The following is a 23,699-nucleotide window of genomic DNA, read 5'->3' as shown; positions in this document are numbered from 1 at the left end:
CAGGCAGCAACCGCTCCCCCTGGCCGTGATTGCACCTGTGGGAGCGGTTTGCCCGGTTCAATCCAGCGCGCCGTTCAGCACCTCATAGATGATTCCCGTGGCGACTGCCACCAGGATCAGGTCCACCCCCGCCTGCATCCACTCATAGCCGTCGTAATGAGGCAGCTGCCCCAGCAGCCGACCATCGAGCTTCTTGGCGATACCCGGCGGCAGCGGTTTGCCCCGGGCCAGGTTCTTCTGGATACCCGGCGGCAAAGCCGGCCCTGGATTCCAGTAACTGCGGTGCCCGGCGAGGATATCGAGCACGTAGCCACGGTCAATCGAAGGGTTGCCATGGCTACCACCACCGCCGCCACCGTGCCCCTGGCCCTGGCCTTGCGGGCCCTGGCCGTGCTGCCCCTGGCTGTGCTGGTTCTTGCCATGCCCCTGCCCTTTACCGTTATTTGGGTCGGCAAGGGAAAGCGATGGCCCCACGGCCAAGGCGATCGAGGTAACCACAGCAACTACTGACCATCGACGCTTCACCATATCTGTTTCCTTACACAAGTAAGTCGTTCCTGTACTGTAGATCAATACCCAAGTCAGCGTGAATGGCCCCGGAGGCCGAGCGATGCTGTCGCGCTCAGTACAGACGGGCTTTGATCAGCGGGCGCAACAGGTAATTGAGCACGCTGCGCTTGCCGCTGAGGATATCCACTTCCGCAACCATGCCGGGAATGATGGGCAGCACCTCCTCGCCGCGCTTGAGCTGACTACCGTCGGTGCGGATCAGTACCTGGTAATACGACTCCTTGCCGTGCGGCGTGTCTTCCTCGATGGTATCGGCGCTGATCTGCTCCAGGGTGCCCTTGAGGTCGCCATAGATGCTGAAGTCGTAGGCAGTGATCTTCACCTTCGCCGGCATGCCCGGCACCAGGAATGCCACGTCGCGCGGCTTGATCTTCGCCTCTACCAGCAGGCGGTCCTCCACCGGGATCACTTCCATGATTGCCTCGCCGGGCTGGATCACCCCGCCGCGGGTGTTGATCAGTATGGTGTTGACCCGCCCACGCACCGGCGAAACGATCCCGGTACGGCGCAGCTGGTCCTGGCGCTGCTGGACGATCGGCTCCAGGGCGCTGAGGTCGGCCTTGCGCTGTGAGCGCTCGGTGTAGGCATCCTGGAAATAGCTGCTCTTCAGTTCGCTCAGCTTGCCATTGAGGGTAGCGATATCCTGGCTCAACCGCAGCGCCTCCATCTGGCTGACGGCGCGCCTGGCGACCAGGGGGCGGACCAGGTCGAGCTGGCTTTGCGCCAGGCTGATCTGCCTCTGGATCGCCTGGCTGCCTTCGAGCAGCTTGTCCCGCCGCGACTTGAACAGCTCGCGTTCGGAGCGCGCCAGCGGTCCCTGCGGATCGACGTCCGGCGGGAACTCGATGGCGGCCTTGCCCAGTACCTCGGCATCCAGCCGGGCGATGGCCGCGCGCAGTACGCTGGCCTGGTTGGCCGATTCCTGGAAGTTGGTAAGAAAGCGCGTCTCGTCGAGGCGCAGCAATGGCTGGCCGACCTCCACCAGGTCACCTTCCTGCACCAGCAGGCGATCGAGAATCCCCCCTTCCAGGCTCTGGATTTTCTGGATGCGACTGAACGGCACCACCCGTCCGTCACCGCGGGTCACTTCGTCGAGCTCCGCCCAGAAGGCCCAGGCGACGAACAGCACGACGCTGCCGAGCAGGGTGTAGAGCAGCGGGCGGTAGACCGGGTGAGTCGTCGCCAGCAGTGGGTCGGCCAATTGCTCGCGCAGCTTTGCGGCGTGCTTCTCAACTGCCATGGCCAGCTCCTTCGGCAACTTGCGGCGCCTGCACCTGGTTACCCTGCACCACCTGGTTCAGCGGGCCGTCCATGATCACCTGGCCGTTGCGCAGTACCACGGCGCGGTCAACCAGCGCCAGCACGCTTTTCTTGTGGGTGGTGAGGATCAGCGTACGCCGGCCCAACCAGTTCTGCAGATAGTCGATTACCAGCTTTTCGCTATTCTGGTCGAAGGCTGCGGTCGGCTCGTCCAGCAGCAGGATCGGCGGGTCCTGCAGCAACACCCGCGCCAGCCCCACCGCCTGGCGCTGGCCGCCGGACAGACTGGCGTTGCCCTGGATCGGCATGTCCAGGCCCAGCGGGTGGCTACGTACGAAAGTGCCCAGCCCTACGCCATCGAGGGCTTCAAGCAACTCTTCGTCGCCCAGTGCGGCGTTCGCCAGGTTGAGGTTATCGCGCAGGCTACCGTGGAACAGCGCCACGTCCTGCGGCAAGTAGCCGATGCCACGCTGGCGGTCGGCCGGGTCGAGCTGACTGAGGGCGATGTCGTCCAGCAGCAACCGACCGGATTGCGCATCGAGCAAGCCGCTGAGCAGACGCAGCAGGGTCGACTTGCCGGCGCCGTTACCGCCCAGCAGCGCCACTCGCTCGCCGGCCTGGATGTTCAGCGCCTGTACATCGACCACGGGTGGGCTGTCGCCATGGGCCAGGCGCAGCGCCTCCAGACGGTAATGGCCGTAGAGCCGCTCGCGGTGCACGAAACGCTTGCCGGCGGGTCGCTCCTGCTCCGCCGACATGAGTTGATCGAGCCCCTCCAGTGCCACCTTGGTGTGCTGCCAGCGGCCAAGGATGGCGGCAGCCTGGGACAGCGGTGCGATGGCCCGCGAAGCAAGGATTGAACAGGCCACCAAGGCACCGACAGTCATCGCCCCGTCGGCGATCCGGTAAACGCCGAACACTACCACCCCGACATAGCACAGTTGCTGGACGATGCTCGCCGAGTAGCTCAGCGTCGAGGCCAGGGCGTGAGTCTTCATCGCGTTACCGGCCAGTTCCCCGGTAAGCGTCTCCCACTTTTGCCGGCAGCGGCCTTCGGCACGCGTGGCTTTGACGGTCTCCAGGTGCTCGAAGGCTTCGAGCAGTACACTGTTCTTCATCGCCCCTTCGCGCAGGTTCTGCCGCGACAGGTGCCCCAGCAGGCGTTGGGTCAGTAACCCCGGCAGGACCATCAGCACGCAAGCCAGCAGCGGCACCCAGACCACATGGCCGCCGATCACAGCGATGATCAACAGGAATATCGCCACAAACGGCAGGTCGCTGATCAGTGCGGCACTGGACGAAGTGAAGAACTCGCGGACCGACTCGAACTCCCGTACCTGAGTGCTGAACGCCCCGAGCGACGCCGGTTTGGCGGCAATCCGGGTGCTCAGCACGCGAGCGAACAGCAGGCTCGACAGTTGCAGGTCGAGGCGCTTGCCGAGCACATTCAGCAGGTGCCCGCGCAGGATCCGCAATACGCCGTCGACGACGATCGCCAAGGCTACGCCGCTGGCGAGGATCCACAAGGTATCGAAAGCCGCATTGGGCACTACACGGTCGTACACCTGCATGGCGAACAGCGCTGAGGCGACGGCCAGGATATTGGCTACCAGGGCGGTCAACGTGACTTCCGCATAGGAGCGCCAAAGCCGTTTGAGCGGCCCGAAGAACCAATGCTCGGGCAGGCTGCTTGCGTAGTCACCGACGCGCCCGTCCGCGCGGTAGCGGCACTTGGCGAACACCGCCGTGCCACTATAAAGCGCCTCCAGCGCGGGCAGGGCCACACATTCGCGGCCACCGCCACTCTGCGGCACCAGCACCTCGCACTGGTCACCTTCAACACCAACCAGCAGCAGGCAGCGACCATCGCCGAGCAACAGCAATGCCGGCAGCAGGTAGGCATCCATCTGTCGCAACGGCAGCTCGGCAACCCGGGCCGTGATGTCGGCGCGGCGCAATGCGCGGGCAACCAGGCGCAGTGGCAGACGCCCGTGCTCCAGTGCCATGCCGTCCACCAGTTCGGCATCACTCAGTGGCCGGTCCAGTTGCCGGCACAGCAGCAGCAGGCCCTGGCGCAGCGGGTCATCGTGGTTCAGGGGGACGACATTATCCGGCGCTTGTTCAACTTCCATGATTCAACCGATTCTCCAGTAGAGCCCCCAACAGTCCGACCTGGGCGGCCGCGCGGTACTCGATGCGCTTGCGCTCGATGTGCAGACTGATCAATTGCCGCTCGGCTTCGAAACGCTCGCGCTGGACGTTGAGCAAGTCGATCACGTCGCGCCGGCCGACTTCGAACTGTTCGCGGTACAACTCGCCGACCTGTTCCGCTTCCGTCACTTGCTGGCTCAACGACTGTTCCCGCCAACGCAGCGTGTCACCGTTGTCGAACAACGTCTGCAATTGCCGGCGAATATCGCGCTGCATCGCGTCGGCGGTCCATCGTGCCGACTCCAGCCGCTGCTGGGCGGCGGTCGGCCGGCGGAAATTGGAGAGCCCCTGGAAGGTGTCCATGCGAAAGCGCAGCGACATAACCGAGTCGCTTTCCGGACGGCCGCCGATCTCGCGGCGCAATGCCGAAGCCTCCAGGTTCAATTGCGGTAGCAATGAGGCCTTGGCTTCGCGCACTTGCGCCTCGGCAACGTTGGCGTCCTCCACTGCCTTGCGCTGCAAGGGCGACTCGCGGATCACCCGCGCCAGATCGCTGCTGGCCAGGTAGCGTTGCAGCGACATCGGCTCGGGCTCGACCAGTTCCGAAGGGTCCTGGCCGACCAGGATCGCGTATTGGTTGCGGGCGTCCTGCAGGTTGCCCTTCTCCAGCGACAGCTGCTCCTGGGCACGCGCCAGTTCAAGGTTGGCGCGGTCCAGCTCACTGCGATCGGCGTAACCGTCGCTGCCCCGCGCCTGGGTCATCTCGCGGATGCCATCCAGGCGCTGGATATGCTGGCGCACCGTCTCCACCCGACGCTCCGACGCGAGTACGTCGAGGTAGGTCTCAACGATATCCAGCGCCGCATCATCGCGCGCCACCAGCACCGCCTCGGACAACTTGCGCTGGGTTGCGCTGGCGCTGTCGACCTTGCTCGTTACCCGTCCCCAGTCATACAGCATCTGCGATACGGTGAGGTCGTAGACGACTTCACCGAGGTCAAACTCCTGCGGCCCTCCAGACATCGCGACGGTGGGGTAATAGCCGCCCTTGGCAATCTCCACCTCGGTGCCGGCACGATCGGCTTCGGCCATTGCCGAACGCACCTCGGGGTGGATCGCCAACCCCGCCCTCACCGCCTGGTCAATCGGTATGGCCGGGGCAGACAACGGCACGCCGAGGCACAGCAGCCACAGGGCTGCCTGGCCACGGGGCCTTCCCTTGAGCACAGACACCCCACGCATCACACCACGACCTGTACCGTATTGTCCTCGATCAGCAGGGTACTGCTGCCAAAGCTGTAGACATCGTAGGTGATGCCGTTGATTTCCTGGGTGGTGCCGGTATTCACGGCTCCCACCACGTTGAGGGTGTCGTTGTTCTCCCCAGTGACCTGCAGGACATTGTTGCCATCGGTGATGGCGTCGACTTCTGCCGCGGTCAGGGTCAGTACGCTTCCCGAATCGCCGCTGCCGAGGTCGATGCGCTCGATGTTGCTGAGCGTGCCGACGCCTACGGCGTTGTAGTCGAGGTCGATGCCATCGGCCAGGATCAGGGTATCGAAGCCCGCGCCACCATCAATGGCAGTGAAGTTGGTCGCGGTGACCTGGATGGCATCGTTGCCGTCACCAGCCACTACCTGGTCGCCGCTGCCCACGTTGAAGATCAGGTCGCTGCCATCGCCTGCGTTGATGTGCTCCGAGCTGCCGCTGGCTCCGGACATGACATCGTCTCCGGCGGTACCGTTGACGTCGATCTGGCCGATGTTGAGCGACAGACCGTTGGGCGTCAGCGTGATGCCGTAGGCTGCGCTGTCGTTGCCGTTGGTGTCGGTGGCGACGACGTTGAACGAGATCTGCGAACCGAGGTTGAGGATATCGGTGATGTTCAGCCCCAACTGCGTGAGAACAGTCGGGCTCAGCAGGTTCAGCGAGAAGTTGCCGCCGCTGTCCGCCTGGATCGGCAGTAGCTCGACATTCAGCGCTGGGGTAATGACCCGGATCACCACGCTGGAGTCCGGCTCGGTAGTGCCGCTGAAGCCGAACCGCGGGTTGAGCGGGTTGAGGCTGACATCGACGCCAAAATTACCGACGGTCACTGGCTGTTCAATGCTGCTGCCGACGCCGATGGTTGCCACATTGCTCGGGTTGCCGGCCGGGTCCTGGCCGCTCACCGAAACCTGGGCATTCAACAACTGGTCCAGGGTCAGGTCGATATCCAGGTCGGTGAGCAGGTTCAGCGAAGCCAGCCCGCTGTTGTCGGCCGTCAGCGTGGCGGTGGCAGTGACCCCGCCGACGTCAACGAGGACTGTCAGCTCGGTACCTGGGTCGGTGGAGATGGTCAGGATGCTGCCCACCAGCGACAACACCGGAGTCGCTGGCGCAATGGTGTCAACGGTGAACGGCACCGGGGTCGACGTGGTACCGCCATCGATATCGGCAGTAACGGTCGAGGCCCCCTCTGGGAACGGCCCCATGCCACCGCCAGGCAGAAGGGTCACGGTAATGCTGCCGGCAAGGATGTCGGCGGCGGTAAGCGTATGCGTTACCTGTGTTTCGTAGCCGTTCTGCCCGGCGAACGCAACAGTGATCACCTGGCCAGCCTGCATGCTCGGGCGGATCGCTACATCGACCTGGATACCGTCGCTGATCTCGGCTGCGTTGAGCCAGCTATCGGCAGCCTCCGGCAGGCTGATGGTCGGCGGCGCCAGATCCGGCGCGTTGATCGTCGCCGGGCCGCTGAGGTTGCCGGCAGCGTCCACGGCGACCACGGCGACCAACTCGCCGGCTATCAACGGTGGCGCGAACGGCAAGCTGAAGTTGCCGCTGCCGTCGGTGTTGACCGTGATCGGGTTGGCGGCGTCGCCGTCGATCACGATGCGTACCTGGCTGTTCGGTTCGGCGGTACCGGTCAGCAGAGCGCCATCGGCACTGATGCTCAGCAGCGGCGCCGACGGTGCTACCGAGTCGACCGTGGTGCTGGCCGGTCCGCTGGTATTACCGGCTGGGTCTTGGGCCACGGCGTTGACCACCGTACCGTTGGCCAGTGGCGTGCCGGGCGTGAACGACCAGTTGCCACTGCCATCGGCAGTCGTCTCGCCGATCGGGTTGCCGCCACCGTCGGTAAGGATCACCTTGGCTCCGGCTTCAGCGGTACCGCTGATCACAGCGCCGTTGCTCGGGTTGATGACCGGCGCAGCCGGGGCCACCGCGTCAACGGTGACGCTGGCCGGCCCGCTGGTATTGCCGGCCGGGTCCTGGGCCACGGCATTGACCACCGTTCCGTTGGCCAGTGGCGTGCCGGGTGTGAACGACCAGTTGCCGCTACCATCGGCGGTTGTCTCGCCGATCGGGTTGCCACCACCGTCGGTGAGGATCACCTTGGCTCCGGCTTCAGCGGTACCGCTGATCACAGCGCCGTTGCTCGGAGCGAGCGTCGGCTGGCCGGGCGCTACCGAGTCTACCGTGGTGCTGACCACGGGGGAGCTGGTATTGCCAGCCGAGTCCTGGGCCACGGCGTTGACCAGCGTGCCGTTGGCCAACGGTGTGCCAGGCGTGAATGACCAGTTGCCGCTGCCATCGGCGCTCGTCTCGCCGATCGGGTTGCCACCACCGTCGGTGAGGATCACCTTGGCTCCGGCTTCGGCGGTACCGCTGATCACACTGCCGTTGCTCGGGGCGAGCGTCGGCTGGGCGGGCGCTACCGAGTCTACCGTGGTGCTGACCAAGGGGGAGCTGGTATTGCCGGCCGGGTCCTGGGCCACGGCGTTGACCACCGTACCGTTGGCCAGTGGCGTGCCGGGCGTGAACGACCAGTTGCCACTGCCATCGGCGGTCGTCTCGCCGACCGGGTTGCCGCCACCGTCGGTGAGGATCACCTTGGCTCCGGCTTCAGCGGTACCGCTGATCACAGCGCCGTTGCTCGGGTTGATGACCGGCGCAGCCGGGGCCACCGCGTCAACGGTGACGCTGGCCGGCCCGCTGGTATTACCGGCCGGGTCCTGGACCACGGCATTGACCACCGTTCCGTTGGCCAGTGGCGTGCCGGGTGTGAACGACCAGTTGCCGCTACCATCGGCGGTTGTCTCGCCGATCGGGTTGCCACCACCATCGGTGAGGATCACCTTGGCTCCGGCTTCAGCGGTACCGCTGATTACAGCGCCGTTGCTCGGGTTGATGAGCGGCGCAGCCGGGGCCACCGCGTCAACGATGACGCTGGTCGGTCCGCTGGTATTGCCAGACGGGTCCTGGGCCACGGCGTTGACTACCGTAGCGTTGGCCAGTGGCGTGCCGGGCGTGAACGACCAGTTGCCACTGCCATCGGCAGTCGTCTCGCCGATCGGGTTGCCGCCACCGTCGGTGAGGATCACCTTGGCTCCAGCTTCAGCGGTACCGCTGATTACAGCGCCGTTGCTCGGGTTGATGAGCGGCGCAGCCGGGGCCACCACGTCAACGGTGACGCTGGTCGGTCCGCTGGTATTGCCAGACGGGTCCTGGGCCACGGCATTGACTACCGTAGCGTTGGCCAGTGGTGTGCCGGGCGTGAACGACCAGTTGCCACTACCGTCGGCGGTCGTCTCGCCGATCGGGTTGCCGCCACCGTCGGTGAGGATCACCTTGGCTCCGGCTTCGGCGGTACCGCTGATTACAGCGCCGTTGCTCGGGTTGATGAGCGGCGCAGCCGGGGCCACCGCGTCAACGGTGACGCTGGCCGGACCACTGGTATTGCCGGCCGGGTCCTGGGCCACGGCACTGACTACCGTGCCGTTGGCCAGTGGCGTGCCGGGTGTGAACGACCAGTTGCCGCTACCGTCGGCGGTTGTCTCCCCGATCGGATTGCCGCCACCGTCGGTGAGCAGTACCTTGGCCCCGGCCTCAGCGGTACCACTGATTTGCGCACCATTGCTCGGCTCGATCGTCGGTGCGGCCGGTGCCAAGCCGTCAACCGTAACGACTGCCGGCGCGCTTTCGATGCCGCCGGGGTTGCGCGCCACGACGTTGACCACGGTGCCATCGGGCAACGGTATGCCGGGCGTGAACGACCAGTTGCCGCTGCCGTCGGCGGTGACTTGGCCGATCGGGTTGCCGTTGCCATCAGTGAGGATAATGGTGTTGCCGGCATCGGCGGTACCGCTGATCACCGCACCATTACTCGGCTCGACCTGCGGAATCGACGGTAGCGACGAATCCACCGTCGTGCTACCAGGATTGCTTGTGTTGCCGGCAGCATCGGTCGCCGTGGCGTTGACCACAGTTGCATTTGCCAGTTGCGTGGCTGGCGTGAAGCTCCAGTTGCCGCTGCCATCGGCCGTTACCTGGCCGATCGGATTGCCGCTGCCATCGGTCAGGGTCACGGTGCTGTTCGGCTCGGCAGTACCATTGATCACGGCGCCGTTACTCGGGTTTACCACCGGCGCGCCCGGAGCTACAGCGTCCACCGTGGTGCTGCCTTGACCGCCAGTGTTGCCGGCCGGGTCCCGCGCCACGGCATTGACTACCGTGCCGTCCGGCAACGGGGTCGCGGGGGTGAAGCTCCAGTTGCCACCACCGTCGGCGGTGGTCTGGCCGATCGGGTTGCCGTTGCCATCGGTGAGGATGACCGTGCTGCCCGCCTCGGCGGTACCGCTGATCTCACTGCCATTGCTGGGATTGACCACGGGTGCGGCGGGTGCCACCGAGTCCACCGTGATGGCAGCCGGTGAGCTGGTGTTGCCGGTCGGGTCGGTCGCCGTGGCGTTTACCACGCTGCCGTTGGGCAACGGGCTGCCGGGGGTGAAGCTCCAGACGCCGTTGCCATCGGCGACGACCTGGCCGATCGGGTTGCCGCCAGCGTCGGTCAGGGTCACGGTGCTGCCCGCTTCGGCGGTGCCGCTGATGGTGGTGCCATTGCTCGGATTGATGACTGGCGCCGCTGGCGCGCTGGAATCTACGGTGACCGTCGCTGCCGGGCCGGTGTTGCCGGCCGCGTCGCTCGCCGTGGCATTGACCACGGTACCAGTGGGCAGCGCTGTACCCGGAGTGAAGCTCCAGTTGCCACTGCCATCGGCCGTTACCTGGCCGATCGGATTGCCGTTGCCATCGGTCAGGGTCACGGTGCTGTTCGGCTCGGCGGTACCGCTGAGGCTGCTGCCGTTGCTCAGATTGATGGTGGGCGTGCCCGGAGCCACAGCATCGACGGTGGTGCTGCCTTGCGGGCCGGTGTTGCCGGCCGGGTCCTGGGCCACGGCATTGACCACAGTGCCGTCCGGCAACGGGGTCGCGGGGGTGAAGCTCCAGTTGCCATTGCCGTCGGCGGTGGTCTGGCCGATCGGGTTGCCGTTGCCATCGGTGAGGATGACCGTGCTGCCTGCCTCGGAGGTACCGCTGATCTCACTGCCATTGCTGGGATTGACCACGGGTGCGGCGGGTGCCACCGAGTCCACCGTGATGGCAGCCGGTGAGCTGGTGTTGCCGGTCGGGTCGGTCGCCGTGGCGTTTACCACGCTGCCGTTGGGCAACGGGCTGCCGGGGGTGAAGCTCCAGACGCCGTTGACATCGGCGACGACCTGGCCGATCGGGTTGCCGCCAGCGTCGGTCAGGGTCACGGTGCTGCCCGCTTCGGCGGTGCCGCTGATGGTGGTGCCATTGCTCGGGTTGATGACTGGCGCCGCTGGCGCGCTGGAATCGACGGTGACCGTCGCTGCCGGGCCGGTGTTGCCGGCCGCGTCGCTCGCCGTGGCATTGACCACGGTACCAGTGGGCAGCGCTGTACCCGGAGTGAAGCTCCAGTTGCCGCTGCCGTCAGCCGTTACCTGGCCGATCGGATTGCCGTTGCCATCGGTCAGGGTCACGGTGCTGTTCGGCTCGGCGGTACCGCTGAGGCTGCTGCCGTTGCTCAGGTTGATGGTGGGCGTGCCCGGAGCCACAGCATCGACGGTGGTGCTGCCTTGCGGGCCGGTGTTGCCGGCCGGGTCCTGGGCCACGGCATTGACGACGGTGCCGTCCGGCAAGGCCGTTGCCGGGGTGAAGCTCCAGTTGCCGTTGCCGTCGGCAGTGGTCTGGCCGATCGGGTTGCCGTTGCCATCGGTGAGGATGACCGTGCTGCCCGCCTCGGCGGTACCGCTGATCTCACTGCCATTGCTGGGATTGACCACGGGTGCGGCGGGTGCCACCGAGTCCACCGTGATGGCAGCCGGTGAGCTGGTGTTGCCGGTCGGGTCGGTCGCCGTGGCGTTTACCACGCTGCCGTTGGGCAACGGGCTGCCGGGGGTGAAGCTCCAGACGCCGTTGCCATCGGCGACGACCTGGCCGATCGGGTTGCCGCCAGCGTCGGTCAGGGTCACGGCGCTGCCCGCTTCGGCGGTGCCGCTGATGGTGGTGCCATTGCTCGGATTGATGACTGGCGCCGCTGGCGCGCTGGAATCTACGGTGACCGTCGCTGCCGGGCCGGTGTTGCCGGCCGCGTCGCTCGCCGTGGCATTGACCACGGTACCAGTGGGCAGCGCTGTACCCGGAGTGAAGCTCCAGTTGCCACTGCCATCGGCCGTTACCTGGCCGATCGGATTGCCGTTGCCATCGGTCAGGGTCACGGTGCTGTTCGGCTCGGCGGTACCGCTGAGGCTGCTGCCGTTGCTCAGGTTGATGGTGGGCGTGCCCGGAGCCACAGCATCGACGGTGGTGCTGCCTTGCGGGCCGGTGTTGCCGGCCGGGTCCTGGGCCACGGCATTGACCACAGTGCCGTCCGGCAACGGGGTCGCGGGGGTGAAGCTCCAGTTGCCATTGCCGTCGGCGGTGGTCTGGCCGATCGGGTTGCCGCTGCCATCGGTGAGGATGACCGTGCTGCCCGCCTCGGCGGTACCGCTGAGCCCGGTGCCATTGCTCGGGTTGACCACCGGTGCCGAAGGTGCCACGCCGTCGATGGTTATGTTGGCGGCTGGGCTGCTGTTGCCGGCGGCATCCTTGACCACCGCCTCGACTACGGTGCCATCGGGTAGTCGAGTGTCCGGGGTGTACGACCAATTACCGTTGCCATCAGCAGTGGTCTGGCCGATGGCGTTGCCGTCGCCGTCGGTGAGGACCACCGTACTGCCCGGCGCGGCGGTACCGCTGAGGTTCGATCCGTTGCTCGGGTTGATCTGCGGCGCGTCAGGGAAGTCAGGGGCTTGCACGGTCGCCGCCGGGCTGCTGTTACCGGCAGGGTCGGTCACTACCACAGTCACCGTCTCGCCGTTGGTCAATGGCGGGTTCAGTGGAATCTGGAACTTGCCGTCGGGGCCGACCAGCACGCTGACATCCGCTCGCCCGTCGCCGTTGCTGTCGACCCCCACGGTGGCGCCAGGCTCGGCCGTGCCACTGATGCTGCTGCCATTCGCGGCGATCTGTAAGCCGCTGGCCGGTGCTGGGGGCGTGGTGTCAGGCGGTACGCTACCATCGACACTTGCACTGCCACCTCCTCCGCCACCGCCGCTGTTGGCGATGGCGACACCGCCACCGACGATCGCAGCACCGGCCAGCAGTGCCGCGCCGGGACTCAGCCCGGCAATGGTACCGTCAGTGGCAGTCAGTGACTCGAACCCGGCCAGGCTTTCCTGGGCCACATAGCCAGCCATCAATGGCCCATCGCCAGCGACCGCCGGCAGGTCGACGGCCAACAGTTTGTCCCGGTCTACCAGATACAACTGGCTGACAGGTTGCCCCTCGACATAGAAGTTGGCGATGCGCAGGTTTTCGCCGGACTTCAGTTGCACGATCAGGTCAGTACCACTTTTTGAATACCCCGCCACACTTTCAGGCGCCAACTCCAGAGCAACATTACTACTTTGGGAGAGGGTCAGTATTCCGTTGCTGGGGATCGAAATGGGGGCGGCAGAGGAAACACTTTGAGCGAGAGGAGATATTTTCGCCTGTATCGACATGACTGACAGTCCCTTTGTCAACATTACGACCGAGTGGTCGCACTCGTTGATTCAGAAATAGCATGCCGCCGATAAAACGCCAGTATCACTTTATCAATAGTTCTGGCGGATACGCCGGTACCGTTACCCCACCTTGCAGTTGCACTTGTGCAACGAGCGTATGCAGCATTCTACGGGGGCATGGGCCTTCTGAGCCGAACAATCCACTCGAGTAAAAGTTGCGGCTTATCCAAGTTTTACATTCAGCTTGAGCAAGCACATTCATACCCTTGTGTTCAGTTGAGTGATTGCGGAGGAAAGTGCAATCCATTTGCATCTATCACGGTGTAAAAGGACGCCTGCCACAGCCTGTGGCGATAGGATTAAGTTTCATTTGCGCAGCGGAAGTTGGGCAGGACTATCCGGGCAAGGTCATTGAATAGCGCAGGTAGAAGTAACTTGATAGTGGCGCGGCAATCCGTGGGTCACTGACAGGTCGAGCGCGGCTAGGCTGCAACGCGCAACATGGCGCTACCCCCGATGGAGTATTCGCCAGCAAACATACAAGCCGAAAGCCCCGCTTCCGGGTGTCGCTCCCCAAAGGTGGGAAGGTCAGGCGATGGCCTGCAGAAACACCCAGGTCGCGGCGAAATCCAGTAGCAACACGGCCGTCACCACGAAAATCATGTAGAAGCGGTCGTCCCGGTTCATTGTTGCGCCCTCCGGAGGTTCGATTTCCCCTGGGTCACAGCAATTTGCATTCCACCCTTGCTGTCCCCTCCCCGAGGCTGAGGCGAGCTCAGGCCGAGCGGGACTGGTGGATAGGCAGTTCCACCCTGAACGTCGTACCGACACCCACTTCACTGGTTACATGGATTTCGCCTCCATGACGTTTGATGATGCCGTACGAAAGCGACAATCCCAGCCCGGTGCCCTGGCCAATCGGTTTGGTCGTATAGAACGGATCGAAGATCTTCTGCAGGCTCTCGGCCGGAATGCCACACCCGTTGTCCGCGACCTCGATCCACACCCACGCGTCATTGGCACCGGTACGCAGGGTTATCCTGCCACGCTCGGCGCCCATCGCCTGGGTGGCATTGACCAGCAGGTTCATGACCACCTGATTGATCTGCGAAGGCAGGCATTCGACCTGCGGCAAAGGGTGGTAGTCCTTGACCAGGTCGGCCTTGTGCCGGAGTTCGCTGGCCACAATGTTCAACGTTGATTCTATGCCCTGCTGCAGGTCTGCCAGCTGCCAATCCTGGCTGCTGTCCACCCGCGAGAAGTCCTTGAGGTCCTTGACGATCCGCGCAACGCGGCTGATACCATCCTTGGATTCGCGGATCAGTGCCGGGATATCCTCCAGCAGGTAGTCCAGCTCGATTTCCGTACGCAGCTTCGCCAGCTCCGCGCTCAGCCCATGCGGAATCAGGGTGTTTTCGGCGTCAGCATAGGCCTTGAGCATGTTCTGCAGACGGCCGAAATAATCGTCCAGGGCGCCGAGGTTGGACGAGACAAAACCGATCGGGTTATTGACTTCATGGGCAACACCCGCGGCCAGCTGGCCGAGCGAGGCGAGCTTTTCCGACTGGACCAGCTGGTTCTCGAGCAGCCGGCGCTCGTCCACTTCGCGTTGCAGGGCTGCGCTGGCCTGGCCAAGCGCCTGGGTACGCCGTTCAACTCGCTGCTCCAGTTCGTCGTTGGCGCTGACCAGCGCCCGGTTGACCCGGTTTATTTCGGCGTAGCTGCGCATCAGCCACACCCCCATGTACAGCAACAGCAATACCAGCAGGGTGGAAAACACCAGCAGGTAGAAATGGTAGCGCTGGGCCGTCAGCGTGGCTGCCTGCTCGTCGCGGTCCAGCATCAGCGCAATGGCGTCCAGGCGTTCGGCGATCGGCACGGCCTCGATCGCTTCAAGCAGCTGATCGACCTTGGGTTGCTCGTGCAGGATCAACTCGATGTGTTTGCTGATGGTATCGATGGGTGCCTGAAAATCGACCGGCAGGCGCTCTTTGTTGACTGAAAGATTGTTCAGGCCGACAAGGATATCGGCAGCCTTGTCCTCGGTGGTGGTGTGGGCAAATTCCAGGCTGCTGAGCATCAGGTCGTAGGTATCGCTGGTGATCCTGCGCAGGCGGAGCGCGTCGGCGTCGACCAGTTGGCCAAGGTGCACCTGGATGACATCGGCTGCATCCGGGAGAAAAGCCAGGGAGTTTCGCAGGATTGCGTTGTGCGTCTTGAAACGCGAAACCAGCAGGATCTTGTCATCGAAGGCTTGCTGGTAATCGCCAAAGGCGGCCTGCCAGCCGGGTATCGCGGTTTTCCCGATGCGTGCCTCAAGCGTGCGGAACTCCCGCCACAGGCGTTTCATTTCCATCAGCGGCAGCACCAGCGGGTCGTAATTGTAGTTGGTGGTAGTGCGCGCCTTGAGCACCGCACTTTCCCACTGGGCGTCGTACTGCTTGATCTGGCGAATCAGGTCACGCGCCTGGGCGTAGCTACCGCTTTCATCAGACTTGGACATCCAGTACAGATAGACCAGCACGGACGCCAGCAGCATGGCGCAGGCAGCCAGCAGCAGCAGGCTGCGCCGAGCATTCAGTTTCATAGAGGTTTGCCCTCCCACTGGCCGGTGAGGGTCTGGAGAAACTTGATGATCAGCGCTTTATCACCCTCTCTTGGGGTACGCCCCAACTGATAATGGAACATGGCGTCGACGGCGGCCTCCAGGGTGGGTACCGAACCGTCATGAAAGTAAGGGGCAGTGACCGCTACGTTGCGCAGGCTGGGGACTTTGAACAGGTTCATGTCCTCCGGGTCGCCGGTCACCTTGTAGCGCCCTTGATCGGCCACCGCGGGGTTGCCTCGGTTGGCGAAATAATCATCGAACACACCCAGCTTCTGCAGCATGTTGCCGCCGATGTTCACGCCCTGATGGCAGGCGATGCAGCCGTATTCCTGGAAGCGCTGATAACCATACTTCTCTTCCAGGCTGAGGCTGCTGGTGTCCCCCTGCAGGTAGCGGTCGAAGCGTGAAGCAGGTGTCAACAGGGTACGCTGGTAGGTGACCAGGGCATCTTCGATATCGTGAGCGGCCACGGGTTTGCCATAGGCTGCGGCAAACCCCACGCGATAGGCCGGGTCGCCGGCAATTCGCCGGACCACCGTGGCCCAGCCATTTTCTGTTTCGCTTGCGCTGGCGGTTGCCAGGTGCACCAGGCCGTCAAACGATTGTGCACGCCCATCCCAGAACTGCAGGAAGTTCAGGCTCGCATTGAAGACGCTGGGGGTATTGACGGCCATGGGTTTGCCATCGGCACCCGGCGAGCGCGCCTGACCGTCTGCGCCCGCCCGATCCAGGCGATGGCAATCGGCGCAGGACTGGGTGCCATTGGGCGACAGCCGTGGGTCGTTGAACAATTTGCGGCCCAGCTCCACCCGCGCAGGGTCAAGCGCAGGCACCGCCGGCAAGGGCGTCAGCGGCCCACCGATGCTCTGAGCCAAGGCCAACGCCGGCGATACCGTCAGCAACGTGGCAACCATGCGAACCTGCAGACCGATCAGCACAGCACAAACCTCCCTGGCAAGATGCACGCTGTCTCGGAGCATAGTGAGGCCAATCGAGAAAAGCGAACGCCAGGGCAAATGTCATCTAGGCTGTAACCAGGGAGCGTCTGAGTGAAACCGGCCAGGAGGGACCCATGGAGCTACCCGTTACCGATGGTGCAGCAGACAAAGCCGTGATACTTCTGGTGGACGACGAACCCTCGATTCTCAATAGCCTCCGTCGTTTGCTCCGCAGCCAGCCCTACGAAGTCCTTGTTGCCGAAAGCGGCGCCGATGCCCTGCAACTGCTTGAGCAGCGGCCGATCAATCTGGTGATGAGCGACGCACGCATGCCCAACATGGACGGTGCCACGCTATTGGCACACGTGCATGAGCGGTTCCCCGCCACACTGCGTATTCTGCTTACCGGGTACGCTGACACGGACACCATCGCAAAAGCCATCAATGATGGGCACATCTACCGCTACATCAGCAAACCCTGGAATGATGAAGAACTGTTGGTCACCTTGCGCCAGGCCTTGGCCCACCAGCATTCGGAAAGCGAGCGAAAGCGCCTGGAACAACTGTCCCAGGCCCAGATCCAGCAACTGAAGGCGCTCAACGAGAGCCTTGAACAGCGCGTAGCGGCGCGCACCGCCGAGTTGCAGCAGACGGCCGACATGCTCGACCTTGCCTATGAAGAACTCAAACGCAGTTACGTAACCAGCACCGAGTTCTTTTCGCAGCTGGGCAACATGCGCCTGCCCAAGGCCAAGCAGACCAACCGGCAAGTCATCGACCTGATACGGGTGTACTGCACCAGCCATGGGCTGGACGAAGCGACCTGCCGCAACCTGACCATGGCGGCTGCGCTTTACAACATCGGCAAGATGAGCTGGACCGACAGCATGCTCACCTGCCCGGCCGATCTCATTCCTCCCCAGGAACGCGAGCTGTACCGCTCATACCCGAAACAGAGCGAAGCGCTGGTGATGACCCTGGACCCCATGAAAGAGGCCGCGCAACTCATCCTCCACCATCAGGAGCGCTGGGACGGCAGCGGTTTTCCGGGCCACCTCAAGGGCGCGGACATCCCGTTGGGTGCCCGCTGGCTGAAAATGGCCGTGGATTTCATCGAATTGCAGCGCGGGCTGGTCCTCGAGCGCCAACTCAATAGCGATGAGGCCCTGCTGTATATCCGCAAATATGCCGGGAAATTGTACGACCCGGACCTGGTGGAAGACTTCGTTGTTGTTTGCGCCGAGTACATGCGCGACATCACCCTGACCGACCCGGCCATCAAGGTGTTGAGCACGCACGAGTTGGCAGATGGCATGATCCTGGCGCGTAACCTCCATGCCGACAACGGCATGTTGCTGTTGAATGCCGGCAAGGTACTGAGCGGCCTGCTGGTAAAGAAACTGATTGCCTTCGAAGAAATGGAAGGCGGCAAATACAGTGTGTTCGTCAGAATTCCCGAGGAGGCCGGCAGCGTGCAACCCGCGCCGGCAACGGCGGGCTGACTCAAGCCGGGGCGAACAAAACCCGCGGGGGTTTCTCCAGGCGGGCAAGGCCCCGCCACATGGCAGCTGGGCTGCAGACCGTGATCATTCCGCCCGACACCACCACGACTGGGCGAACAATATCCCGTCGATTTCCTCGACCCCGTTGATGTTCATCCCGAGCTGGGCCATGCCATTGACCCTGGCATCGTGCAGCCGAGGAATGATGTCCGGCCCGGGCGTCGGGTTGAACAGCCAGGCCTGGGTCGACACCCGGCCCAGCGGTTCGCTGTGGTGGTCGCCGATGTGGACATCGGCACGCAATGCCGGAACCTTCCGCAACTGGTCGGATGGTATGGCGATGCCGCGCTCCCGGCGACAAACGATGAGGAAATACATACTGCACCGATACTGTATATGGATACAGTATTTGAGCACCGTCCTGCAGCGCCGCACCAGTACCACTCGGCGGACTATGCTTACACGGCAAGGCAGGAGGGTGACGTATGTGTGGCAGGCTGAGCCAGTACCGGGGCGTCCATGACTTCGTTGCAACCCTGAGCCTGCCGCAGGCGTGGAGAAACAACGTCGGCGACCAGCCGCTGGGCCAGTACAACATCGCTCCGACTACGCCAGTCGCCGTGCTGCGGGTGGATGCCGCAGGCCTGCGGGCGGACCTGGTGACATGGGGATGGCGGCCGCATTGGGCGACTGACCGCGCTGCGCCAATCAACGCCCGCGTGGAAAAGGTGGCGCAAGGCCCGTTCTTCCGTGCGATCTGGCCATACCGGGCGATAACGCCCGTCGACGGCTGGTACGAATGGGTTGATGAAGGCGGGCCGAGGAAACAGCCTTATTTCATACGACGTCGGGATGGCCACCCTGCCCTGTGCGCATCTATCGGCCAGTTTACCGGCAACGCGGGCGATGGCTGCGTAATCATCACCGCAGATGCGCAAGGCGGCCTGGTCGATGTGCACGACCGCAGGCCTGTCGTGCTCTCGCCGGAATCGGCACGCGCGTGGCTCGCCGCCGACATGCCGAGCGCGCAGGCGGAGCAACTTGTGCTCAACCTCGGCGAACCCGCTGATCGCTTCGAATGGTACCGGGTGAGCGCGGCCGTGGGAAATGTGCGCAACCAGGGCGCCGAGATGATTGACCCGCTGCCATGACCTATGCTGTGCTTGTTTCGCCCCCCATACGGTAGTCGCCAGCCAGTTGCAGAAGCAACGAACCGAGGAATGGAGCCCCTGATATGCCAGCTTGCCCCTTGCCCGTAGACGAAGCGCTGCGCCAGCGCACACTCGACGACATGAACCTGGTCGATACACCTGCCGAACATTATCTTGATACCTTGGTGCGGCTTACCCAGGACCTGGCTCACGTCGACACTGTGCTGATCAGCCTCATCGACCAGGACCGCCAGTGGTTCAAGGCACGCATAGGGCTCGAGGCCAACGAGACGACACGCAGTATTTCCTTCTGCGGCTACGCGATTCTCGGCGAAGATACCTTGATGGTTCCCGATGCCAGGCAGGATACGCGCTTCGTCGACAATCCACTGGTGCTCAACCCGCCCTTTATCCGCTTCTATGCCGGCCACCCCTTGCGCGCCGGAAATGGCAAAGCGATCGGTACGTTGTGCATGTTCGACCCTCGGCCGCGCGAGCTCAGCAAGGCGCAGCAGGCGCATTTCAGGGACCTGGCCACCCTGGCGGAAGGCTATCTGCAACTGCGTGCCCTGGCGCAGATCAACCGCGACCTGCGCCTCGAAATGGACCGTGAACAGCGCAAAGCCTTGCTCGACCCGTTGACCCAGCTATGGAACCGCGGCGCGCTGGCGGCTTTTGAAGGGCACCTACGGCGATTGGCGGACCAGCATCACTCGCAGCTGGGGGCGATCTATGCGGACCTTGATCATTTCAAATCGATCAATGACAAGTACGGCCATGCCGGTGGCGACAAAGTGCTCTGCGAATGTGCCCGGCGTCTGCGCGCGGCACTGCGTCCCGATGACCTGCTGGTACGTCACGGCGGCGAAGAATTTGTCGCCATCTTGCAGGTCAAGGACGGCGACGAACTGCGACGCATTGCCGAACGAATCCGGGAACTGGTCGGTAGCACAGCGATGCAGTTGCCCAACGGTCAACAGAAGGTCAGCCTGAGCATAGGCTGCACCCTGTTCGCCAGTGCGGAATCGATGGAGGACGCGCTGAACCGCGCTGATACCGGGCTGTACGCCGCCAAACAGCAGGGACGCGACCAGGTCGTCTACCGGGCGCCACCCGTGTGAGCGGAGCGTGGACCCGGGGCTGGCAACAGGCCGTCGTGCTTCATGTTCCGCCTGTCATAACGTGACAGACGCCCGCAATTGGCCAGCACGCATAGGCATCGAGACCCATTTCCGGTGTTCTGCCGACCTAGCGCCCGCTTTCGACCCAAAGCGGCCCTTGGCGCCGGGCTGCTAAAGTCCCAAAGCCAGTTTGGAGCAGTACAGCCTTTTATCAAACGGTCCCTGTTCTCAACAAGGTCGCGCATAGCGTTTGCGGTATTCCGCAGGGGTAACGCCCATATGACGGACGAAAGCTCGGCGCAATGTGTCTGCGTTAGCGAATCCACACATGGCAGCTACCTGCTTGGGCGCATCATTTCCAGCCTCCAGCCGTTCGCGAGCAGCATTCACCCTCATCTGCTCCACCCAAGCTGCCGGCGTCATGCCCACATCATTTTGAAAGATTCGGGCAAAATGCCTTGGGCTTATGCCCATACGCTCTGCCAGATTCGCAACCCCATGATCCAGAGCCGGATTTGCCGTGACATACCGCTGCAATGCCTGTAGAGCAGAGCGCCCTGTGGGTGAAGTAGATCCTTGACGGCTGAACTGCATCTGCCCACCGGTTCTTTTGAAGTACATGACCAAGTGGCCTGCTACGTCCTTCGCGATTTCATCGCCCAAATCCTCCTGAACCAACGTAAGCGCAAGATCCAGCCCAGCCGTTACACCCGCAGCTGTCCTCAAATTTCCGTCATGGACCTGAATGGCATCCGCCTCCACGGTAACTTGTGGGTATCTTTCAGAGAGAGGCTGCGCCACAGCCCAGTGGGTAGTGACCCGACGGCCATCAAGTAGCCCCGCAGCTGCAAGGGCAAATGCGCCAGTGCATACCGAACCGAAGCGCCTGCACAACGGAGCACGCTGGCGCAGCCAATCCAGAATCCCTGATCGAAGGTACTGGTCGGCAGCTTGAGGGGTTCCGGCTATCAGCAAGGTATCAATTGCATCAATCTCCTCTCCGATCCAGGCATCAGGAAGTAACCGGGTACCCGAAGAGCTCACCAATGGACCAGGTTCACAAGCAAGTAGAAGTAACCGATAGGCTTCGTACCCAGCTTGCCGGTTGGCTTCAGCGAATACGTCCAAAGGACCGCAAGCATCCAGAAGTTGAACCCCTGGCATGCCCAGAATAGCGAGAGTTACTGGGGGGTGAGACATAACGGCTCCTGAATGGAGGGCAGAGCGCCCAAGTCCGATACTGGCTGACAATGGCAGGATTTGACGCAACAAGTCAATTGATGCCATGCACCTGGGCACTCAGACTGGAGTCCTCACTCACCCTACCCAGGATCTCCATATGACTAACGCCATTGCTGGCATTCACGTACCTCAGAGTTCGATGGCCCGAGAAATCACCGAGCTTGTGCGGGACACCGCCTCGCCCCTTCTTTTCCATCATTCGAGCCGTGTCTTCTATTTCGCATCGCTTGCTGGTAAGCGACTGGGCCTGAAATACAACGACGAGCTTCTCTACGCAGGTTGCATGTTCCATGACATGGGCCTGACCCACCAGCACAGCAGCGATTGTTGTCGCTTTGAAGTCGATGGAGCGAATGCCGCGCGTGATTTTCTCCAAGCTCATGGCATCAATGAACGCGACATAGAACGCGTATGGACTGCAATTGCACTTCACACCACTCCAGGGATTCCAGAGCACATGCACCCGCTCATTGCATTGGTCACTGCTGGCGTAGAGACCGATGTTCTCGGGTTACACCACGAGAAGCTCAGCGCAGCTGAGCGGGATGCCGTGGTTCAAGCACATCCACGTGGCGATCAATTCAAAGAAGCCATCATCCAGACGTTCTATGACGGCATCCGCCACAAGCCGCAAACGACATTCGGCAACGTCAAGGCTGATGTGATAGCCGACAAGGAGCCTGGCTTCCTGGCGGGTAACTTCTGCAGCATTATTCGCCAGTCCTGCTGGCCGAGCTAAAGGAAAGGGGCCGCATTACGGCCCCTTCGTTTCCGGGTTGCCTAGGCAAAGTCTTGACCACAACGAGCAGGCGAGCAGCTTGGCTACCTGAGGCTTGAAGGTGTCTACGAAAACAGGAGCCATTCGGCCCGCTATCTGTAGATCGAGGCGATGCGGCTAAAATTGATGCCGATTTCCACACCCTTGCAAGGCGGAAAGCCGAGCTCCAACTTGGCGACTTCCCAGGTAGGCTCCGCTTCCCAAGGTCAGGCGGTTAACCGCTAAGCCTTCGCGGCAGGTTTGAGCCTGAACGTAACCCCCATCCGGTTGAAAGCATTCATTGCAGCAATTGTGGCAGTCAAATCTACCAAGTCTCGCTCGTTGAAAACTGCGGAGGCAGCAGCGTAAGCCTCGTCCGAAACATGGGTCTCGCCCACGTTGGTCACCTCTTCTGCCCACTTCAACGCAGCGCGCTCCAGGTCGGAGAAGAGGTGCTCCGCCTCATGCCAAACCGCGACTAGCAGAACCTTATCAACGGACATGTGGCCTTTGATCAAGTCGCGAGAGTGAAGATCGATGCAATACGCGCAACCATTGATCTGCGATACTCGAAGGAAAACCAGATGGATCAACTCCGGAGGCAGATTCGTTCCGGTGGTTACATAGTGGTGTAACCCGGTCAGCGCTTTTGCCGCACCGGGAGACTTTTCAAACCAATTCATGCGAGCCATACCTACTCCATAAGCGCTTTCGTAAACACAGACGCATTTTATGGCGTACGCGGCTCGGCTCATGGAGCCAATCCGCTGTAATTTCTGGGCTCCAATATTTTTGGATATCAAGCGCCGAATGAGGCTAGCTTTATGCAGCGGAAGGTGGCGGGTCGCTTTTCTAGATAGGAACGATCAGTCAGCATAAAAGACCAGAAGTAGCGATACGGTTTCTTCCAGCGGGGCGGCAGCATCGCACAGTTGCGCTCGAATACAGGCCCCTCTGTCTCAAGTGTTGAGGGCGCCAGGTAGAAGAACAGGTTCAGTGCGCGCCCTGCAGCCGCCAGCGATGCAATCGGGTACCGATGGGCTGGCCGATCAAAGTGGCGAAGCGGCTCTGGCGGGCTTTCGCATTCCAAAGGAATGTCAGATGGCTATCACCGAAATCGGCTGCAGGGCCCATGCTCGACGCAAGATCTTCGACCTGCATGTGGCGAACATGTGTTCTCCGGACGCCTACAAAGTACCCGCCAAGGGGTAGTGTTCAATACGGCACTCATGGGGATGGCCATCACCTTTACACGTCCCATCCAGATATCGGTAGTTGATGTGCATCAACTGGCCTTTTTTGGGCCACTGCCTGCGTGGGAGCGTGCTTTGGTAATCAGCAGTTTCCGGTACGAATGTGATAGTCCCCCCCTTTTCCGGACATTCTGCCGTAGTCGATGCCTGGCTTACCTTCACGACCTGGGCCTGTAGCTTTGGATAGGGAAGCTTCAACACATCAGTGATAAGGAGCTCCATACGGCAAATTTGCCAGGTCGATGCTTGTAC

At 62.6% G+C, this 23,699-nt stretch carries 15 protein-coding genes; 4 read left to right on the top strand and 11 right to left on the bottom strand.

Annotation, left to right across the window (positions count from 1 at the left end):
- Positions 1-57 precede the first annotated feature (57 nt).
- The 7 genes from ACVWZT_RS20855 to ACVWZT_RS20825 all read right to left on the bottom strand — a co-directional run bounded on the left by ACVWZT_RS20855 (position 58) and on the right by ACVWZT_RS20825 (position 16,397).
- Positions 58-528, bottom strand: coding sequence for an anti-virulence regulator CigR family protein (locus ACVWZT_RS20855; RefSeq protein ID WP_296233230.1), 471 nt, complete (start codon positions 526-528; stop codon positions 58-60).
- Between the two features lie 94 nt (positions 529-622).
- Complete coding sequence (locus ACVWZT_RS20850; protein ID WP_296233228.1) at positions 623-1,810, bottom strand: HlyD family efflux transporter periplasmic adaptor subunit; 1,188 nt, start codon at positions 1,808-1,810, stop codon at positions 623-625.
- Positions 1,800-3,962, bottom strand: coding sequence for a type I secretion system permease/ATPase (locus ACVWZT_RS20845; protein WP_457471125.1), 2,163 nt, complete (start codon positions 3,960-3,962; stop codon positions 1,800-1,802). Before ACVWZT_RS20845 ends, ACVWZT_RS20850 begins: the two co-directional genes overlap by 11 nt.
- Positions 3,952-5,223: a TolC family protein gene (locus ACVWZT_RS20840; protein WP_296233225.1), complete on the bottom strand. Its 1,272-nt coding sequence runs from the start codon at positions 5,221-5,223 to the stop codon at positions 3,952-3,954. Before ACVWZT_RS20840 ends, ACVWZT_RS20845 begins: the two co-directional genes overlap by 11 nt.
- Positions 5,223-12,872, bottom strand: a complete 7,650-nt coding sequence (locus ACVWZT_RS20835; RefSeq protein WP_457471124.1) for an Ig-like domain-containing protein — start codon at positions 12,870-12,872, stop codon at positions 5,223-5,225. Before ACVWZT_RS20835 ends, ACVWZT_RS20840 begins: the two co-directional genes overlap by 1 nt.
- 778 nt (positions 12,873-13,650) lie before the next feature.
- Positions 13,651-15,462 carry a DAHL domain-containing protein gene (locus ACVWZT_RS20830; RefSeq protein WP_457471122.1) on the bottom strand — a complete coding sequence of 604 codons (1,812 nt, stop codon included), beginning with the start codon at positions 15,460-15,462 and terminating at the stop codon, positions 13,651-13,653.
- Positions 15,459-16,397, bottom strand: coding sequence for a cytochrome-c peroxidase (locus ACVWZT_RS20825; protein WP_457472128.1), 939 nt, complete (start codon positions 16,395-16,397; stop codon positions 15,459-15,461). The genes ACVWZT_RS20830 and ACVWZT_RS20825 overlap by 4 nt, the downstream gene beginning before the upstream one ends.
- Before the next feature lie 158 nt (positions 16,398-16,555).
- On the opposite strand from ACVWZT_RS20825, the gene ACVWZT_RS20820 reads away from it, so the two are divergent.
- On the top strand, positions 16,556-17,923 hold the full coding sequence (locus tag ACVWZT_RS20820) for an HD domain-containing phosphohydrolase (protein WP_457471121.1): 1,368 nt from the start codon (positions 16,556-16,558) through the stop codon (positions 17,921-17,923).
- An 84-nt stretch (positions 17,924-18,007) separates the two neighbouring features.
- Here ACVWZT_RS20820 and ACVWZT_RS20815 read toward each other — a convergent pair whose 3' ends face one another.
- On the bottom strand, positions 18,008-18,301 hold the full coding sequence (locus ACVWZT_RS20815) for a hypothetical protein (RefSeq protein WP_457471119.1): 294 nt from the start codon (positions 18,299-18,301) through the stop codon (positions 18,008-18,010).
- Positions 18,302-18,408: 107 nt separating this feature from the next.
- Between ACVWZT_RS20815 and ACVWZT_RS20810 the strand changes: the two genes are divergently transcribed.
- Both ACVWZT_RS20810 and ACVWZT_RS20805 read left to right on the top strand, forming a co-directional pair.
- Positions 18,409-19,074 carry an SOS response-associated peptidase gene (locus ACVWZT_RS20810; protein ID WP_457471118.1) on the top strand — a complete coding sequence of 222 codons (666 nt, stop codon included), beginning with the start codon at positions 18,409-18,411 and terminating at the stop codon, positions 19,072-19,074.
- 83 nt (positions 19,075-19,157) lie between these two features.
- Positions 19,158-20,195, top strand: coding sequence for a sensor domain-containing diguanylate cyclase (locus ACVWZT_RS20805; RefSeq protein ID WP_296234819.1), 1,038 nt, complete (start codon positions 19,158-19,160; stop codon positions 20,193-20,195).
- Positions 20,196-20,423: 228 nt separating this feature from the next.
- Here the strand turns inward: ACVWZT_RS20805 and ACVWZT_RS20800 are convergent, their stop codons facing one another.
- Positions 20,424-21,395 (bottom strand): GlxA family transcriptional regulator, encoded by a 972-nt coding sequence (locus tag ACVWZT_RS20800; RefSeq protein WP_457471117.1) that lies wholly within the window; start codon positions 21,393-21,395, stop codon positions 20,424-20,426.
- Positions 21,396-21,534: 139 nt separating this feature from the next.
- Here ACVWZT_RS20800 and ACVWZT_RS20795 point away from each other — a divergent pair, with 139 nt between their 5' ends.
- Positions 21,535-22,176 carry an HD domain-containing protein gene (locus ACVWZT_RS20795; RefSeq protein ID WP_457471116.1) on the top strand — a complete coding sequence of 214 codons (642 nt, stop codon included), beginning with the start codon at positions 21,535-21,537 and terminating at the stop codon, positions 22,174-22,176.
- 260 nt (positions 22,177-22,436) lie between these two features.
- Here ACVWZT_RS20795 and ACVWZT_RS20790 read toward each other — a convergent pair whose 3' ends face one another.
- Positions 22,437-22,886 (bottom strand): carboxymuconolactone decarboxylase family protein, encoded by a 450-nt coding sequence (locus tag ACVWZT_RS20790; RefSeq protein ID WP_457471115.1) that lies wholly within the window; start codon positions 22,884-22,886, stop codon positions 22,437-22,439.
- A 301-nt stretch (positions 22,887-23,187) separates the two neighbouring features.
- Positions 23,188-23,355 carry a hypothetical protein gene (locus ACVWZT_RS20785; protein ID WP_457472155.1) on the bottom strand — a complete coding sequence of 56 codons (168 nt, stop codon included), beginning with the start codon at positions 23,353-23,355 and terminating at the stop codon, positions 23,188-23,190.
- Positions 23,356-23,699: the final 344 nt, after the last annotated feature.

It is taken from the genome of Pseudomonas sp. TE21394, assembly GCF_054057835.1.
This window is presented reverse-complemented; position numbering and strand designations above follow the sequence as displayed.